17 protein-coding genes are annotated in these 15,370 nt (G+C 67.8%); 12 read left to right on the top strand and 5 right to left on the bottom strand.

Features of this window, described 5'->3' with window-relative positions; all coding sequences use genetic code 11:
- The first annotated feature begins 57 nt into the window (after positions 1–57).
- Complete coding sequence (locus ASF34_RS07730; protein WP_018044657.1) at positions 58–780, top strand: DUF2076 domain-containing protein; 723 nt, start codon at positions 58–60, stop codon at positions 778–780.
- Positions 781–874: 94 nt separating this feature from the next.
- Here the strand turns inward: ASF34_RS07730 and ASF34_RS07725 are convergent, their stop codons facing one another.
- A complete protein-coding gene (locus ASF34_RS07725) occupies positions 875–1,645 on the bottom strand; it encodes a L,D-transpeptidase (protein WP_082494107.1) in 771 nt (256 codons plus the stop codon).
- A 333-nt stretch (positions 1,646–1,978) separates the two neighbouring features.
- Between ASF34_RS07725 and ASF34_RS07720 the strand changes: the two genes are divergently transcribed.
- Both ASF34_RS07720 and uvrC read left to right on the top strand, forming a co-directional pair.
- The gene (locus tag ASF34_RS07720; RefSeq protein WP_018044659.1) at positions 1,979–2,710 is read left to right on the top strand and encodes a hypothetical protein; all 732 of its coding nucleotides are present in this window, start codon (positions 1,979–1,981) and stop codon (positions 2,708–2,710) included.
- 81 nt (positions 2,711–2,791) lie between these two features.
- Positions 2,792–4,846 carry an excinuclease ABC subunit UvrC gene (uvrC, locus tag ASF34_RS07715; RefSeq protein ID WP_056160362.1) on the top strand — a complete coding sequence of 685 codons (2,055 nt, stop codon included), beginning with the start codon at positions 2,792–2,794 and terminating at the stop codon, positions 4,844–4,846.
- 16 nt (positions 4,847–4,862) lie between these two features.
- Here uvrC and ASF34_RS07710 read toward each other — a convergent pair whose 3' ends face one another.
- Together ASF34_RS07710 and ASF34_RS07705 are read right to left on the bottom strand one after the other, a co-directional pair.
- Positions 4,863–5,201, bottom strand: coding sequence for a type II toxin-antitoxin system RelE/ParE family toxin (locus tag ASF34_RS07710; protein WP_018044661.1), 339 nt, complete (start codon positions 5,199–5,201; stop codon positions 4,863–4,865).
- Positions 5,194–5,478 (bottom strand): ribbon-helix-helix domain-containing protein, encoded by a 285-nt coding sequence (locus tag ASF34_RS07705; protein WP_018044662.1) that lies wholly within the window; start codon positions 5,476–5,478, stop codon positions 5,194–5,196. Before ASF34_RS07705 ends, ASF34_RS07710 begins: the two co-directional genes overlap by 8 nt.
- Positions 5,479–5,642: 164 nt before the next feature.
- Here ASF34_RS07705 and pgsA point away from each other — a divergent pair, with 164 nt between their 5' ends.
- Genes pgsA through ASF34_RS07690 form a run of 3 tightly spaced genes read left to right on the top strand, consistent with a single transcriptional unit; the run spans position 5,643 to position 6,994 of the window.
- On the top strand, positions 5,643–6,242 hold the full coding sequence (gene pgsA / locus ASF34_RS07700) for a CDP-diacylglycerol--glycerol-3-phosphate 3-phosphatidyltransferase (RefSeq protein ID WP_018044663.1): 600 nt from the start codon (positions 5,643–5,645) through the stop codon (positions 6,240–6,242).
- 31 nt (positions 6,243–6,273) lie between these two features.
- Positions 6,274–6,525: a molybdopterin converting factor subunit 1 gene (moaD, locus tag ASF34_RS07695; RefSeq protein ID WP_026176075.1), complete on the top strand. Its 252-nt coding sequence runs from the start codon at positions 6,274–6,276 to the stop codon at positions 6,523–6,525.
- Between the two features lie 40 nt (positions 6,526–6,565).
- Entirely contained in the window at positions 6,566–6,994 is a 429-nt protein-coding gene (locus tag ASF34_RS07690) for a GNAT family acetyltransferase (protein WP_056160359.1), read from the top strand.
- A gap of 33 nt (positions 6,995–7,027) precedes the next feature.
- Here the strand turns inward: ASF34_RS07690 and ASF34_RS07685 are convergent, their stop codons facing one another.
- Positions 7,028–7,966: a metal ABC transporter substrate-binding protein gene (locus tag ASF34_RS07685; protein ID WP_056160358.1), complete on the bottom strand. Its 939-nt coding sequence runs from the start codon at positions 7,964–7,966 to the stop codon at positions 7,028–7,030.
- A gap of 285 nt (positions 7,967–8,251) precedes the next feature.
- Between ASF34_RS07685 and ASF34_RS07680 the strand changes: the two genes are divergently transcribed.
- The 6 genes from ASF34_RS07680 (at position 8,252) to ASF34_RS07655 (ending at position 14,385) form a co-directional block, all read left to right on the top strand.
- A complete protein-coding gene (locus ASF34_RS07680; RefSeq protein ID WP_443136526.1) occupies positions 8,252–10,039 on the top strand; it encodes an ABC transporter ATP-binding protein in 1,788 nt (595 codons plus the stop codon).
- Positions 10,040–10,095: 56 nt separating this feature from the next.
- Entirely contained in the window at positions 10,096–11,133 is a 1,038-nt protein-coding gene (locus ASF34_RS07675; protein ID WP_056160356.1) for an aldose epimerase family protein, read from the top strand.
- A 69-nt stretch (positions 11,134–11,202) separates the two neighbouring features.
- A complete protein-coding gene (locus ASF34_RS07670) occupies positions 11,203–11,763 on the top strand; it encodes a GbsR/MarR family transcriptional regulator (RefSeq protein ID WP_056145774.1) in 561 nt (186 codons plus the stop codon).
- A gap of 23 nt (positions 11,764–11,786) precedes the next feature.
- On the top strand, positions 11,787–12,485 hold the full coding sequence (locus ASF34_RS07665) for a DUF4166 domain-containing protein (protein WP_244478932.1): 699 nt from the start codon (positions 11,787–11,789) through the stop codon (positions 12,483–12,485).
- 25 nt (positions 12,486–12,510) lie between these two features.
- Entirely contained in the window at positions 12,511–14,013 is a 1,503-nt protein-coding gene (locus ASF34_RS07660) for a TIGR01777 family oxidoreductase (RefSeq protein WP_056160354.1), read from the top strand.
- A 48-nt stretch (positions 14,014–14,061) separates the two neighbouring features.
- Positions 14,062–14,385, top strand: coding sequence for a YnfA family protein (locus tag ASF34_RS07655; protein ID WP_081612684.1), 324 nt, complete (start codon positions 14,062–14,064; stop codon positions 14,383–14,385).
- 9 nt (positions 14,386–14,394) lie between these two features.
- On the opposite strand, the gene ASF34_RS07650 is transcribed toward ASF34_RS07655, so the two are convergent.
- Positions 14,395–15,370 (bottom strand): FtsK/SpoIIIE domain-containing protein (locus ASF34_RS07650; protein WP_274533749.1); only part of this gene is annotated, 976 nt, incomplete at its 5' end.

The raw sequence follows: 15,370 nt of genomic DNA, 5'->3' as shown, positions 1-15,370 counted from the left end.
ATCTCGGAGGCGCCGGGGCGGCATTGGCCCGCAGGCTTCTCTCAGGAGGACGACCCCATGAACAGCGAAGAACGCGAGGTCATCGGCGGCATTTTCCAGCGTCTGGAGCAGGCCGCGAGCCAGCCCCGCGACGCCGATGCCGAGCGCTTCATCGCGGACAAGCTCCGCGCCCAGCCCTATGCGCCCTATGCGATGGCGCAGCTGATCTATGTCCAAGAAGAGGCGATCAAGAGCCTGAACGAGCAGCTCGAACAGGCTCGTCAGGCGGCCCAGCAGCCCCAGGGTGGCGGCGGCTTCCTCTCGAGCATCTTCGGCGGCGGCTCGCGCCAGCCGGAACCCCAGCGTCCGACCGGCCAGCCTTGGGGCGGTCAGGGTGGGCCGCAGCAGGGATACGGTCAGCAGCCCGGCTATGGGCAGCAGCCCGGTTACGGCCAGCAGCCCGGTTACGGCGGACCGCAGCAGGGCGGCCCCTGGGCCGGCCAGCAGGCGGCTCCCGCGCGCGGCGGCGGCTTCATGGCGACGGCGCTTCCGATGGCGGCGGGTGCTGCCGGTGGCATGCTGCTCGGCAGCGCCCTGTCCAACGCCTTTGCCGGCGGGCATTCGGCCCTCGGCAGCGCGGCGGCGGCAGGCCTTCCCTCGGCCGGTGCCGCGGCCGGTAACGAAGACCTCGGTTCGGCCCTCGGTGGCGGCAACGACTTCCAGGACGCGTCGTTCGACAGCGATCCGGGCGGTGATTTCGGCGGCGACCTGGGCGGCGGCGGCGACGACGATTGGGTGTGAGCCCAACCCGTACCCGTCACCGCGCGTGATGGTTCATTGACGAGGAAGGCCCGGTGCGTGTCCCCACGCGCCGGGCCTTTTTTATGTGTGTCGGTTACAGGACTTCGACCCGCGTCCCCACGGGGGTCCGTTCATACAGGTCGATGACGTCCTCGTTCATCATCCGGATGCAGCCCGACGACACGGATTGCCCGATCGTGTGCGGCTCGTTGGTCCCGTGGATGCGGTAGAGGGACGAGCCGAGATAGAGCGCCCGCGCGCCGAGCGGATTGGCCGGGCCGCCCGCCATGTGGCGCGGCAGATCGGGGCGGCGCTGCAGCATCTCCGCCGGAGGCGTCCAATCCGGCCATTCGCGCTTCTGGCTGATCGTCTTCATTCCCGACCAGGCGAAACCCGGACGACCGACACCGATGCCGTAGCGGATGGCCTGGCCGCCGGGCTGGACGAGATAGAGAAATTTCGTCCGGGTATCGATGACGATGGCGCCAGGCTTCTGCCGCCCATCGAAGGGGACGACCTGCCGGGCAAAGCGCGGGTCGGGCGTCCGCTCGATCGCCGCGGCCTGCATCTCGGGTGCCGCCTGCGACGGCAGGGCGGCGAGCCGCGTGCGCGCGGGAGCGAGATAAGGATCGATGTCGGGCACACGGTCGCCCGAGTAGAGCACGCGCGGCATGGGCTCGCCGCCATAGCCCTGCGCGGCCGGATGGCGTGGGAGCACCCCGTCATCGGCGAGGCCGGGACGCCTGGCGCGCGGCGGCGTTCCATTGCCCGTCACCAGGAATTCGATGAAGCCGCCACCGTACTGGCCAGCCGAACTCTGAGCCTGTGCGGATCCCCCCGTCACCGCCGTCGCCAGGCAAGCCATGGCGACGCACAAACCGATACGCTTCAACACGCGACTACTCCGGGCCATCATCGTCCTGCACTCCAGGCTGGCCGGACGGGACGAGAATCGCGTGAAGGAACGTGGTGAATCGTTCAGTCCATTGCGGCTCCATTGGTCGCTTTCAAGAACAGCATGAATCGTCCGTAAAACTGCACACGACCTTTTGTCTGTTGAAGAAATGGCAACCACTTGGTCGCATGGTGGCTCGAAGGCTTCTCGTCTCGGGAGCCGCGTCGTTCGTCAGGACGATGGCGCCCGAGCCACGCGTGCCCGCCATTCGACCCAGTTACTCCTGCCGGCTGATCATCCCCGATGAACATGAAGCGCTACCGCATCGAAGACAGCCTCGGTTTGGCAAGCGTGCGACCCGTCGCGGAGGTCGCGCACGCCAAGGAGCGTTCCGGCGCCAATGACGTGAAGCTCGACGAGATCCTCACGGCGATCCAGGAGCTTCGCCGCGTCACGCAGACCAGCACGGTCGAGACGATCGAAGCCTGCCGGAAGGAGCTCAACGAGGCCTTCGCCATGCGCTCCGAGCTCGACGTGATGAAGGAAGCCATCACCCGGACGAAGAAGGAAATCGCGACGCTCTACCATTCCGAGAATACCGGGAAGGGAATGAAGCGGGTCGCCGGCGAACTCGATGCGGTGGTGGAATCCACCGAGCTCGCCACGAGCACGATCCTCGGCGCGCTGGAAGAGATCGAGACCAATGCCAGCGCATTGCGGGCCATGCGGCAGGCCGCCGGCGGCGAAAACATCGACATGATCCTCGAGCGGGTGATCGTCGCCTACGAGGCCTGCAATTTTCAGGATCTCACCGGCCAGCGCATCAACAAGATCGTGGGCGTGCTCAAGTTCATCGAGGAGCATCTGGACCGCATGATCGAGGCCTGGGGCGGCCTCAATTCGTTCAGCGAAATCCTCGGCGTCGTGCCCCAGGGCCCCAGCATCGACGACGAGAGCTCCCTCCTCAACGGACCCAAGCTCGACAGCGACCCGGGCCATGTGGACCAGGGCGATATCGACGCGCTGTTCGATTAAGACGCGAAGGCGCCGGCCTTCGGGGGGCGATGGGGTCGGGAGCCCCTTCCCTCTCGAATCCCCGGCGCTTAAGTCTCGGGCATGAGCCGTCAGCCCGCGAAAGACCCTTCTTCCCAGCAAGACCTGCCGCCGGATTCGTTCGACGAACGCGAGGATGCGGACGAGACCCCGGAACGCATCGACGACGGCCCCGAGATCGATTTCGATTTCGAGGAAGGCGCGGTCAAGGCCGGCACGGAGATCATCCGCCGGTTCTGGAGCACGCTGCCGTCGGGACCGGGCGTCTACCGGATGTTCGACGAGAAGGGCGACGTCCTCTACGTCGGCAAGGCCAAGAACCTGAAGGCCCGGGTCGGCTCCTATGCGAGGGGCCAGGCCCATTCCAATCGCATCGCCCGGATGATCTCGCAGACGGCGGCGATGGAATTCGTCACCACCGCCACCGAGACCGAAGCGCTGCTGCTGGAGGCCAACCTCATCAAGCAGCTGAAGCCCCGCTTCAACGTGCTGATGCGGGACGACAAGTCGTTTCCCTACATCCTGGTGACGGCGGATTCGGAAGCGCCGCAGATCGTCAAGCATCGCGGCGCGAGGCGGCGGAAGGGCAGTTATTACGGCCCCTTCGCCACCGTCTGGGCGGTGAACCGCACCGTCAACGCGCTCCAGCGCGCCTTCCTGCTGCGCACCTGCACCGACAGCTATTACGAGAACCGCACCCGGCCCTGCCTGCTCTACCAGATCAAGCGCTGCGCCGGCCCCTGCACCGGTGAGATCGCCCTGCCGGAATATCAGGCGCTCGCCGAGAATGCGAAGGGCTTCCTCTCGGGCAAGTCCAACGCGGTGAAGGACCGCATGCGCGAGGAGATGCAGGACGCCTCGGAGAAACTCGAATTCGAGCGCGCCGCCCGCTTTCGCGACCGCATCTCCGCCCTCTCGGCGATCCAGGGGACGCAAGGGGTCAACACGCAGGGCGTCGAGGAGGCGGATGTGTTCGCCCTCGACGAGCAGGCCGGCCAGTTCTGCATCGAGGTCTTCTTCTTCCGCAACTTCCAGAACTGGGGCAACCGCGCCTATTTCCCGAAGGCCGACCGCTCCATGACGCCGGACGAGGTGCTCGCCTCCTTCATCAGCCAGTTCTACGACGACAAGCCGGCGCCCCGGATCGTCCTCGTCTCCCATGCCATCGAGGATGCGGAGCTGATGGCGGCCGCCCTGTCGAGCCGTGCCGAGAACCGGGTGGAAGTCCACCAGCCCCAGCGCGGTGAGCGCAAGGCGCTGGTGGAATACGCCCAGCGCAATGCCAAGGAGGCTTTGGCCCGCAGGCTCGCCGACACCGCCTCGCAGGGCAAGCTGCTGGTGGCCCTCGGGCAATCGTTCGGATTGCCCGCCGCACCCCGCCGCATCGAGGTCTACGACAATTCCCACATCATGGGCACGAACGCGGTGGGCGGCATGATCGTCGCCGGCCCCTCGGGCTTTGCCAAGACGCATTACCGCACCTTCAACATCAAGTCCGAGGAGCTGACGCCGGGCGACGATTTCGGGATGATGAAGGAGGTGCTGCAGCGCCGCTTCAAGCGCCTCGTCAAGGAGAACCCGCGCACGCCCAACGAGGCAGCTTTGGCGGCCAGCGAAGGCGGCGTGCCGGAGCCGGTCCCCGAACCGGACGGCGAGACCATGCCGGCCTGGCCCGACCTCGTCCTCATCGACGGCGGCAAGGGCCAGCTCGAAGCGGCACGCACCGCGCTGGAACAGCTCGGCGTCACCGACGTCGCCCTCGTCGGCATCGCCAAGGGCCGTGACCGCGATGCGGGGCGAGAGACCTTCTTCGTGCCCGGAAAGGCCCCGTTCAAGCTGCCGCCGCGCGACCCGACCCTCTACTTCGTCCAGCGCCTGCGGGACGAGGCCCATCGCTTCGCCATCGGCACGCACAGGGCCAAGCGCAAGCGGGAGATGATCAAGAACCCCCTCGACGAGATCGCCGGCATCGGCCCGACCCGCAAGCGCGCCCTCCTCCACCATTTCGGGACGGTGAAGGCGATCCAGCGCGCGTCGTTGGAGGATCTGGCGACCACGCCCGGCGTCAACGCCGCCACGGCACGTGCGGTGTATGATTACTTCCAGGCCGGAGGGTGAGCGCGAAGCCCGCCTGTCAGGTTGCGCCGGTATCCGAATCGTCGTCAGACCGGCGATACAGAGCCTCGTAATCCCTCCCGCCATAGAAGACGTTGGTGATACGAACGCTGTCGTCCTCGACCAGATAAGCGATCACGGCGCAACGCTCGAACGGCACCGTGCGAAGGCCGGGTGCGAGGTCGTCACGGAGTCGACCGGCACGGGGCGCATCTCCGATTCGATCACATCGCGCCTTGATGCGTCGTACGAACGACGCGGCGACCGACGTGTTTCCGCTCGCTTGGCGAACGAAACGGAAAATGTCGGCAAGGTCGTCCAGCGCGTCCGGCCGGAAGTAGACCGCGAGTCTACGCACCCGAAGTCTCGGTCCCCTCGTCGGCGAACAGGCGAGCCAGGTGCCGGTCCGCGTCCGTCGTCGTCAGGTCCGGCCGTGGGTCATCGAGGGACCGGCGAACACGAGACCGTATCTCGCTCAGACGCCCGGCATCTTCCATCCGTTGCCGTTGCCAGAGACGGACCGCGTCACGCATGACTTCGCTCGTCGATGTGTAATCTCCCGCCTCGATGCTTTCACGCACCGCACGAAGGAGCTCGGGCGTCATGGTAATGCTGATCTCGTCTGCGGACGGCATGCGCGGACATCCTGCTCAATCCGCCCATCGGTAGCATAGAATCGGACCCGGCACATTCGCAGCGCAATGCGCTCGGCGCGACGACAGAGGCGGTATGAAAGCGGTATGGCCGTTTGCATCATCGCGGTTGACCCCTCCCCCCCGCCCATGGTTTCACCGCGTCGATGACTGTCCTCCCCCTCCGACGCCGGTCACCGGCCTGGACGCTGGCGAATTGCCTCACCTACGGGCGGCTGGTCGCCGTCCCCGTGGTGGTAGCGCTGTTGTATTGGCCGGACGAGCATGCGGCGCGGTTCGCGGCGCTCGGCGTGTTCATCGCCGCGGCCATCACCGATTATCTCGACGGCTACGTCGCCCGGACCTACGATCAGAGCTCGGCCCTGGGGCGGATGCTCGACCCGATCGCCGACAAGCTCCTCGTCGCCGCCTGCCTGCTGATGCTTGTGGCCGACAAGACGATCCACGACTGGAGCCTGTGGGCGGCCATCGTCATCCTGTGCCGCGAGATCCTCGTGTCGGGCCTGCGCGAATACCTGGCGGAGTTGAAGGTCAGTCTCCCCGTCAGCCGCGTGGCCAAGTGGAAGACCACCCTTCAGCTCGTGGCGATCGGTTTCCTCGTGGCCGGCAGGGCGGGGGAAACGATCCTGCCCCATACCGTCTTTGCCGGAGTCGCCCTGCTCTGGGTCGCCGCGGCCCTGACGCTCTACACGGGCTACGATTATATGAGAGCCGGCATCCGGCACGTGATGGACGATCCGCGCTGACCCGCCGATGCCGCAGCCGGAAGGGCAGATGATGAAGCTCGTGTATTTCGCCTGGGTGCGCGAACGCATCGGCAAGGCCGAAGAGACCGTGGACCTGCCGGCCGGGACCGAGACGGTGGCCGACCTCGTCGGCTGGCTGCGCGGTCGGGGCGAGGAATACGCCTATGCCTTCGAGAATGCCGGGATCGTGCGGGCGGCCATCGATCGGGTCCACGCCAAGCCGGACGCCGCCATCGCGGGCGCCACGGAGATCGCGTTCTTCCCGCCGATGACCGGCGGCTGAGCGGCCGTTCGCCGGATCTTTCGCGAGGGCGCGCCTATCGATGACCACCGTGATTCGCGAGTTCCAGGACGGCGATGCCGAAGCGGTGGTGACCCTCTGGCACGCTGCGGGAATCTCTCGGCCGTGGAACGATCCGGCCAGGGACATCGCCTTCGCCCGGCGCGATCCGCATTCGACCATCCTGCTGATCGAGCGCGAGGCGGCCGTCGCCGCCACCGCCATGGTGGGCGAGGACGGGCACCGGGGCTGGGTCTACTACGTCGCCGTCGACCCGCTTCTTCGCGACCTCGGCCTGGGCAGGGCGATCATGGAGGCGGCCGAGCGGTGGCTGGTCGCCCGTGGCGTCTGGAAGGTCCAGCTCCTCGTGCGCGAGGAGAATGGCGCGACCCGCCATTTCTACGAACATCTCGGCTACCGCGACACCCGGACGATCTGCCTGCAGAAAGTCATCGGAGAGAATGCGGGCTGAGAGGGTCGAGGCTCACAACGCCGCGCGGCTCGCTCACTTCTTGCCGAGAGCCGCGCTGAAGGCGGCGAGGTTGCTGCGCATCATCGCCGCATAGGTGGCCGCAGGACCATCGGGACCCGACAGGGCGTCGGAATAGACCTTGCCGCCCACCGTGGCACCGCTCTCCCGCGAGATCTGCTGCATCAGGCGTGGGTCGGCCACGTTCTCCAGGAAGACCGCCGGGATCTTGTCGCGCCGGATCTGGCGGATGATGCGGGCCACATCCTTCGGGCTCGCCTCGCTGTCGGTGGAGACGCCCTGGGGCGCGATGAAGTCGAGCCCGTAGGCGGCGGTGAAATAGCCGAACGCATCGTGCGTGGTGATGATCTTGCGGTGCTCGGGGGGAATCGCCGCGATGGCCGCGCGGATATCGGATTCCAGGCCCGCGAGGGTGGCGAGATAGGCTTTCGCGTTCGCCGCGTAGTCGCCGGCGTGATCGGGATCGATCTTCGCCAGCCCGTCGCTGATATTGGCGATGTAGATCCGCACATTGGCGATGCTCTGCCAGGCATGGGGATCGTCGTGATGGGCGTGCCCCGCATGCCCTCCGCCATGGTCGTCGTCACCCTCGATGGGCTTCACACCCTTGGTGGCGACGATGACGGGCGCCTTCGTCCCGGACGCCTTGATCAGCCTGTCGAGCCAGCCTTCCAGACCGAGGCCGTTGACCACGACCAGATTGGCGGCGGTGAGTTTGCGCGCATCCCCGGGGGCCGGGTTGTAGCCATGCGCGTCGGCATCGGGGCCGACCAGCGTCGACACTTCGACCCGGTCACCGCCGACCTGCTTCACGAGATCACCGAGGATCGAGAATGTCGCCACCGCCTTCAGCGGTTCGGCGGCATCCGCCTTATTCCCGAACGGGGAGACGGCCAGCAGGAAGCCGAAACAGGCCGCTGCCGCCGATGTCACGATGTGGCGCCTCGATTGCATCCGTCTCGCTCCTTGACCACACATCCGCCGGATACCGATCCCCTTCCATCCGCTCCCCCACCCCGAGACGCGTCTGCCCGGCGAGGAAGGCGATGCTCGCCGTGCGATACGTCACACGACCGAAAAGCGGCGGGATGGTGTACTCGGCCGGCACCCGATGTGCGGCTGCATTCTCTAGTGTAACAGTATCACATTGCCAAGGCGGAGAGCGTCGCTTGATCTTCCCCTCATCGCCCGGCAAACCCCGTCTGAATGCCGGGCGCCTGCCCGCGCGCCAGACAACGGATGATCATGGGCCGTAGGCCGCTTCTCAGGGGTGACACCCTTCCCCTCATCGGCCGTGTCTGGCGCGACTGGCTGCGGCCCCACCGGGCGACCCTCGCCGTCGTCCTGGTGCTGATCGCCATCATCGGGGTCGCGACGGGGCTGTATCCCGCCCTGATCAAGGGCGCCTTCGACGCTTTCGACCACAAGGACCCTGCCGCCCTCACCTATGGGCCGATCATCGTCATCGCCATCACCTCGATCCGGGGCTTTGCCCTGTTCGGCCAGACGGTGCTCACCAACCGCGTGGTGACCCGCGTCGAGGCCGACATGCAGGCGGCACTCTATGGGCATCTCATCGATTCCGACCTCGCCCAGCTCGGGCGGGAGAGCCCGGCGGCCTTCACCCAGCGCTTCACCACGGATTTCGCCTTCATCAAGGAGGCACTGACGCGCATCTCCACGGTGCTCCTGCGCGATCTCGCCATGCTGATCGCCCTCGTCGTCGCGCTGCTGTGGATGGACCCGGTGCTCACCCTGGTGGCGGCGGTGGTCGTGCCCTTCGTCGCCGGCCCGATCGGCCGCATCGGCAAGAAGCTGAGGCGGGTCTCCACCACCACGCAGGAGCAGATGGGCCTCACGGCGAGCCTCATCACCGAGAGCCTGCAGGGCGCCCGCATCGCAAAGACCTACGCCCTCGAATCCTACCTGAAGGGCCGGGCTTCCGGCGCCTTCGACAATGTCCGCCGCCTCAAGATGAAGGCGGCCAATGCCCGTGGACGCCTCGATCCGCTGATGGAGATCGGCGGGGGGGTCGCGGTGGCGGCGGTGCTGGTTCTGGTGGGCCAGCGCGTCATGTCCGGCGACCGGACGGTGGGCGACTTCACCGGCTACGTTGCCGCCCTGCTCCTGGCCGCGCAGCCCGCCCGCGCCCTGGGCACCCTCAACGCCATCCTTCAGGAAGCCGGCGCGGCTCTGCAGCGTTACTTCGCGCTGATGGACGAGGCGCCGCGCATCCGCGAGAAGCCCGATGCCGTGCCGCTGGTCATCACCGGCGGAGAGATCCGGTTCGAAGGCGTCCGCTTCCGTTATCGCGAGGACGCGCCGGCCCTGGAGGGAATCGACCTCACCGTCCCCGCCGGCGCCACCGTCGCCCTGGTCGGGCGCTCGGGCTCCGGCAAGTCGTCCCTGCTCAACCTCGTTCCGCGTCTCTACGACGTGACCGGAGGCCGCGTGCTCATCGATGGCGCGGATCTGCGCGACGTGACGATCCCGTCCCTGCGCGCGGCCGTGGCGGTGGTCTCCCAGGACGTGGTGCTGTTCGACGACACGGTCGCCGCCAATATCGGGTTCGGCCGTCCCGGTGCGACCCGCGCCGAGATCGAGGCCGCCGCGGAAGCCGCCGCCGCGCACGGCTTCATCAGCCGGCTGAACGAGGGCTACGAGTTCCGCGTCGGCCCATCCGGCGGACGCCTGTCGGGAGGCGAGCGCCAGCGCATCTCCCTGGCCCGTGCCTTCCTGAAGGACGCGCCGATCCTGCTCCTCGACGAGGCCACGAGCGCCCTTGATTCCGAATCGGAGCGCCTGGTCCAGGGCGCGCTGCTGCGCCTGATGCAGGGGCGGACCACCCTCGTCATCGCGCACCGCCTCTCCACCGTGCGCGATGCCGGCTTGATCGTGGTCATGGAAGCCGGCCGCATCGTCGAGACCGGAACGCACGACGCCCTGATCGCCTCGCAGGGCGGCTATGCGCGCCTGCACCGGATGCAATTGTCCAGCGATGCGGACGAACCGGCCTTCGCCCCCTGATCCGCATCCCGCGCGTTGAGGCCCGACGATTCCTCTGACGCGAAACGAGTGCCGGCATGGCAGGACAGGCTTTCGGGCGGACGAAGGACGGTAGCCCCGTCTCGCGATACAGGCTCGCCCGGTCCCGCCTGCGTGCCGACATCCTCGATTACGGCGGCGTGATCGGCCGGATCGATACCCCAGACCGCGAGGGCAATTGGGCCAACGTCGTCCTCGGCGCCCGTGATGTGGCGGGCTACGAGGCGAGCGACGCGCATTTCGGCGCCATCATCGGCCGCTACGCCAACCGCATCGCCGGGGGGCGCTTCAGCCTCGACGGGCAGGAATACCGGCTGCCGCTCAATGTCGGTGGCAACACCATGCATGGCGGGACGAACGGGTTCGACCGCCGCATCTGGCGGGTGATCCGGGCGGACGAGACGACCTTGGTTCTCGGCTATCGCTCCATCGACGGCGAGGAAGGCTTTCCCGGCACTCTCGATGTGGAAGTCGCTTACTCCCTCAGCGACGACGAGACCCTGCGGATCGACTACACGGCCCGGACCGACCGGCCGACCATCGTCAACCTCACCAACCACAGCTACTTCAACCTCTCCGGCGAGGGCTCCGGCGACGTGATGCAGCATCGGGTCGCCATCGCGGCGGAGCATTACCTCCCCACCGATGCCGAACAGATTCCCACGGGCGAGATCAGGCCCGTGGCGGGCACCGCCTTCGATTTCCGCGAGCCCGAGGCCCTGGGCACCCGCATCCGCGACGCCGATCCGCAGCTCGCTCTGGCGCATGGCTACGACCACACCTTCGTCCTGCGCGACCCCGGCCGCCTGCGGCACGCGGCCTCCGCCCACGATCCGTCGAGCGGGAGACGGCTCGCCGTCGCCACCACCCAGCCGGGCCTGCAACTCTACACCGCCAACATGCTCGACGGCACGGTGATCGGGTCCGGCGGGAGGCTGTACCGAGCCGGCGACGCGGTCTGTTTCGAGGCGCAGGGGTTCCCCGACGCACCGAACCGGGCGAATTTTCCCTCCACGACGCTCCGCCCCGGCGAGGTCTTCACGGCGACGACGACCTATCGGTTCAGCGCAGACTGACACGCCGCTTGTCATCGCCCGACGCGGCGGTCGCTTGACTCGGGTTCTTTTATGTCTGTAATTTCTGTCATGACAGAAATTACGGATACTCCCGAAAAGCTCCCCGTGGCGGTGGAGCGCTTCATCCTCCACTGGGGCGATCTCGGCGGGCAATGGGGCGTCAACCGCTCCGTCGCCCAGATTCACGCCCTGCTCTACCTGTCGGACAAGCCCCTGGCGGCGGAGGAGATCGCGGCGACGCTGGGCATCGCACGCTCCAACGTCTCGACATCGCTCAAGGAACTGTCCGGCTGGAACCTGATCCGGCGCGTCCCCGTGCTGGGCGAGCGCCGTGATCACTTCGTCGCCGAGACCGACCTGTGGGAGATGGTCACGCGCATCGCCGCCGGCCGCAAGGAGCGCGAAATCGATCCGGCGATCGCGGCCCTGCGCACCTGCGTGGCGCAGGCCGAGGGCGATCCGACCATCGGTGCCGTCGCCTCCCGCCGCCTCAAGGCGATGCTCGAATTCACCGAGACCATGGACCGCTGGCACAGCCAGATGCTGGGCGTTCCGCACGCGACCCTCGCCAAGCTGATCCGCCTCGGCAGCCGGATCGTGCGCTTCCTGCCCTCCAAGCCCGAAGGCTGAACCGGGGAGCCGCGATCATGATCATGACGGCATTGAGGGGGCCTTCCGTGGGAGGCACGGCGCCTCCCATCGGCGAAAGCCCGGTAATCGCCCGTGCGCACGAGGCCGACCTCCGCGACCTGCGGTTCCGCAGCTTGATCGCGGACGAGGACTGGACCACGCTGTCGCCCGCGATCAGGCGGCGCTTCACCAAGCGGCTCCGTCCTGGCACCAGCGCCGTCTATGTCGGCCACGTGGTCGAGACCCGGATGAGCCGCCTCGGCTGGCTCCTGGCACAGACCGCCCGGCTCATCGGCGGTCCGCTGCCGACCTCCAGGGGGGGCGGCCTCGCCAGCGTCGTCTCCGTCACCGAAGACCGGTCGGGAGGCGGGCAGGTCTGGACGCGGCTCTACGCCAGGCCCGGCGGATTTCCCCAGACCGTCAATTCGGCCAAGCGCTTCGCCGGCCCCACCGGCCTCGAAGAGCATGTGGGCGGCGGTCTCGGCATGAGCCTCGATATCGCCGTCGTCGAGGGCCGGCTGGTTTTCTCCAGCCGGCGCTACTTCCTCCGGCTGTGGCGATGGCAACTGCCGCTACCCGGTTTCCTGACGCCGGGCAGCCTCACCGTGACCCACGGCGAGACCGGTGCGAACCGCTTCGCCTTCACCCTCACGATCCGCCACCCCTGGTTCGGCACGCTGATCCGCCAGGAGGCGGAGTTCCGCGACGTCGTCGACGCCTGATCCATCACGCGGGAGACCCGACATCATGACCTCGACCCTGCTCTGGTCGCTGATCGCCGTGCAGATCGCCATGGGAGCGTTCGACACGCTCTACCACCACGAACTGACCGAGCGCCTGGCCTGGCGCCCGTCCCAGCGCGGGGAACTGCGCCTCCATGCCGTGCGCAACTGGCTCTATGCCCTGCTCTTCCTCACCCTCGGTTTCGCCGAGCCGAAGGGGCTGCTCGCCTGGGCCATCATGGGCGTTCTCATCGTCGAGGTCGTCATCACGCTGATGGATTTCGTGGAAGAGGATCTGAGTCGGCGCCTGCCGGCCACGGAGCGGGTGAACCACACGCTCCTGGCGCTGAATTACGGTGCGATCCTCGTCCTCATCCTGCCGGTGCTGTTCGGCTGGGCCGGCGAGGCCACGGGCATTGCCTGGGTCAGCCACGGCGCCTGGAGCGTTCTCGCTCTCGCGGCCTCGCTCTCCGTCGCGATCTTCGGCCTGCGCGACTGGTTCGCCGCCGGGCGGTCCGAGCGCCTGGGCCTGCCCGCCCCGGCCGGGCTCGCGGACATGCTCGCTCCGGCACGGACGATCCTGGTGACGGGCGCCACCGGCTTCGTCGGCCAGCGCCTCGTGGCGAGCCTCGTGGCGGCCGGCCACGAGGTGACGGTCCTGACCCGTGACGGTGCGAAAGCCGCGGCATTGCCCGCGCCGTTGCGGATCGTCACCTCCCTCGACCAAGTGCCGGACGACGCGAGGCTCGATGCCATCGTGAACCTCGCCGGCGAACCGATCGCCGACGGGCTGTGGACGCGTGCCAAGCGCCGCGCAATCCTCGCATCGCGCCTGAGGATGACTCGCGGGCTCGCCAAACTGGTGGCCCGCCTCGACCGGCCACCGTCCGTCGTCGTCAGCGGCTCGGCCGTCGGATGGTACGGCCTGCGCGGAGATGAGAGCCTCACCGAATCGAGCCCGGCGGCTCCGGCCTTCACCCAAAAGGTGTGCGAGGCCTGGGAGCGGGAAGCGATGGCCATCGCGGCCCTCGGCCCACGGGTCGTCCTCCTGCGCACCGGGCTGGTGCTCGGAATTGAGGGCGGCCTCCTCGCGCGGCTTCTCATGCCGTTCGAGTTCGGCCTCGGGGGACGGATCGGCTCCGGGCGGCAATGGATGTCGTGGATTTCCCGCGACGACCTCGTCCGCCTGATCTGCCACGCCATCGCGACACCGACCCTGCATGGGCCGGTGAACGGGACCGCGCCTGAGCCGGTCCGGAATGCCGATTTCGCCGCATACCTGGCGCGGCATCTCCACCGCCCGGCGATCTTCCCGCTTCCGGCGCGGCTCCTGCGCCGGCTGGGCGGCGACTTCGCCGAGGAGATGCTCCTGGGCGGGCAGAGGGTGCTGCCCGAGAAAGCGCTCGCCAGCGGGTTCGCCTTCCGGCATGCCCGGCTGGAATCGGCACTCGGATCCATTCTGGGCCGGAATGTCGTGCGGGAGGCGGAAGCCCGATCCTCGCGGGCCGTCGTCCATGCGGGCGAATGACCGGCATCGGAACGCGGCGCGCAAACCCCTTCGTGATGGAGCGAACCCCTGATCACCGCCCTCGTCTATACCGGCGCCGCTTTGGCCGAGATCGCCGGGTGTTTCGCCTTCTGGGCCTGGCTGCGGCTCGGCCGGTCGGCCTGGTGGGCGCTGCCGGGCACGGTGTCCCTCGTCCTCTTCGCCGTGCTGCTCACCAGGGTGGAGAGCGACGCGGCGGGCCGGGCCTATGCCGCCTATGGCGGCGTCTACATCGCCGCCTCGATCCTCTGGCTCTGGCTCGCCGAGAGCCAGAGGCCGGATCGGTGGGATATGACCGGTGCCGCGATCTGCCTCGTCGGCACCGGGATCATCCTGTTCGCGCCGCGCGCCTGACGGTGCGCGTCACATCTCGTGCGGATCGGGCTCCACCAGGATCTCGCGTTTGCCGGCATGGTTCGCGGAGCCGACGATGCCCTCCACCTCCATGCGCTCCATGAGCGAGGCGGCGCGGTTGTAGCCGATCTGCAGGCGGCGCTGGATGTAGCTGGTGGAGGCCTTCTTGTCCCGCATGACCACCTGTACCGCCTGGGCGTAGAGATCGCCGCCGCTCTCGCCGAAGCTGCCCTGGTCGAAGACCGCGCCGTCGACCTCGATCTCGTCGATCGCGCCCTTGGCCGATTTCCCGCCGCCCTTCGAACCCTTGTCGTCGTCCTCGCCATCGTCGGCGGTGACGGCCTCGAGATAAGACGGCCTGCCCTGGCGCTTCAGGTGGGCGACCACGCTCTCGACCTCCGAATCCGAGCAGAACGGGCCGTGGACGCGGGTGGTGCGCCCGCCGCCGGCCATGAACAGCATGTCGCCCTGGCCCAGCAGCTGCTCGGCGCCCATCTCGCCCAGGATCGTGCGGCTGTCGATCTTCGAGGTGACCTGGAAGGAGATCCGGGTCGGGAAGTTCGCCTTGATCGTGCCGGTGATGACGTCCACCGACGGGCGCTGCGTCGCCATGATGAGGTGGATGCCCGCCGCGCGCGCCATCTGCGCCAGACGCTGGATCGCCCCTTCGATGTCCTTGCCCGCCACCATCATCAGGTCGGCCATCTCGTCGACCACGATGACGATGTAGGGGAGCGGATTGAGATCCATCTCCTCCGTCTCGTAGACCGCCTCGCCGGTTTCGCGGTCGAATCCGGTCTGGACCGTGCGGGTCAGGACTTCGCCGCGCCCACGGGCCTCGGCGAGGCGCGCGTTGAATCCGTCGATGTTGCGCACACCGACCTTCGACATCTTCTTGTAGCGCTCCTCCATCTCGCGCACGGCCCATTTGAGGGCGATGACCGCCTTCTTCGGATCGGTGACGACGGGGGAGAGCAGGTGCGGG

This window comes from Methylobacterium sp. Leaf106 (assembly GCF_001422895.1).
In the GTDB taxonomy this organism is placed as follows: Bacteria; Pseudomonadota; Alphaproteobacteria; order Rhizobiales; family Beijerinckiaceae; genus Methylobacterium; species Methylobacterium bullatum.
Note: the sequence above shows the minus strand (reverse complement) of the source record. Positions and strands in the feature narration are given on the sequence as shown.